Genomic DNA, 1,415 nt, shown 5'->3' with positions numbered 1-1,415 from the left:
GACAAAGGCGAACATCTCGCAGCTTGCGGCAGAACGGTCAGCGCAAGAGGCAGCAGACTCGGCGACAAAGGTGAATATGTCGCAGCAGGCGGTGGAGCAATCAGCACAATCAGCAAAATCATCTGCAACAGCCGCAGAAAAACATGCGAATACAGCCGAAAGCGCAGCAGATAGGGCTGAAAAAACGGCAACAGAAATGGATAAAAAAATCAACTTGGCTGCCGATCAAGCAAGTAAAGAGGCTGTTAAAGAAGTAAAAGAAAAAACTGAACAGTTAGACAAGAAAGTTGAAGAAAAAACAGAGTACGTAGAAAAGAAAATCGAGGGTAAATCTAATGAACTGTATAAGTACGCTCGGGATATAAACGAAAAAGCTGAAAATTATCATACCCACTCTGAAAAACGCTTTAACGCATTAGAGTCAGAAATGCGTCAGAGTGTTCGTCAATTAGATAACAAAATTAATCGCATAGAGAAAAGGGCAAATGCCGGGATTGCCAGTGTTGCGGCAATGACCAATATTCCTTTCAGCAATGCGAACCGTTTTAGTGTTGGTGTGGGCTTAGGGCAATATCACGATGGTAGTGCGGTTGCGGTTGGTGCTCAGGCCAAACTCACAGAGAATGTGAATATTAAAGCCTCTACAAGCTGGAATAATGCAGAAGGTACGGTCTTGGGCGCGGGTATTGCAGTTGGTTGGTAAAGTTGAATAACAGGCGCTGAGTGCGCCTGCTTTTTATTTTTTCACGAATTGAAAGTTTAACTAATAAATTATTATTGCTGCGAATCTGCATATTCGATTTGTCTGCTTATATTACTTTGACGCAAACGATAAATCCCGTTATTCAAATTCCACAGAGAACCCTGTCTGGCAGGATTTAACACCATCCAGTCATCCGTATCTTTAGTAAATCCTAATCTACGGTAAGCTGTAGTCGCACTTGGGACTGGTTCAAGTTGAACAACTCCTTTGCGGTTTAATTCTTGTGATTTGTTCACAGCATATTCGATCAATGACCTCCCACAATTACGGGTACCCATATGAGTAACTATAGCCCTAATTATAGGGATACCCGCTCGATTTGAGTTTGAATCCGAGAGTACTAATATGCCCACAGGAACATTACGAAAAAAAGAAGCAAAAAAGTAAAATTCCTTTTTTTTCTCTTGATTAATATTTTCTGATACAGCATGATGTGAAAGATTAGATACTAGTTGAAGTGTATTGTATGTGTCATTACATTTACCATTCCATTTTTTTTGAGAATTACCTAAACTTTTTTCGAATATATCAGGAAGAACTTCATAAATATTGTCTTGTAAGTGAGCTTTTTTCAAATTTTTATCTAATTCTTCTTGGATTCACATATTAAGCGCAACATCGTTATAAACGAAGTAAATGAGTTTTTGTCCCT

Annotated in this window: 2 protein-coding genes; one reads left to right on the top strand and one right to left on the bottom strand. The window is 39.3% G+C overall.

What is annotated here, in order from left to right; all coding sequences use genetic code 11:
- Positions 1-703: YadA C-terminal domain-containing protein (locus AB204_RS14085; RefSeq protein ID WP_200898245.1), on the top strand; the 703-nt coding region annotated here is incomplete at its 5' end.
- A gap of 71 nt (positions 704-774) precedes the next feature.
- On the opposite strand, the gene AB204_RS14080 is transcribed toward AB204_RS14085, so the two are convergent.
- The gene (locus tag AB204_RS14080) at positions 775-1,338 is read right to left on the bottom strand and encodes a hypothetical protein (RefSeq protein WP_047964003.1); all 564 of its coding nucleotides are present in this window, start codon (positions 1,336-1,338) and stop codon (positions 775-777) included.
- Positions 1,339-1,415 lie beyond the last annotated feature (77 nt).

The organism is Xenorhabdus khoisanae, from assembly GCF_001037465.1.
In the GTDB taxonomy this organism is placed as follows: Bacteria; Pseudomonadota; Gammaproteobacteria; order Enterobacterales; family Enterobacteriaceae; genus Xenorhabdus; species Xenorhabdus khoisanae.
This window is presented reverse-complemented; position numbering and strand designations above follow the sequence as displayed.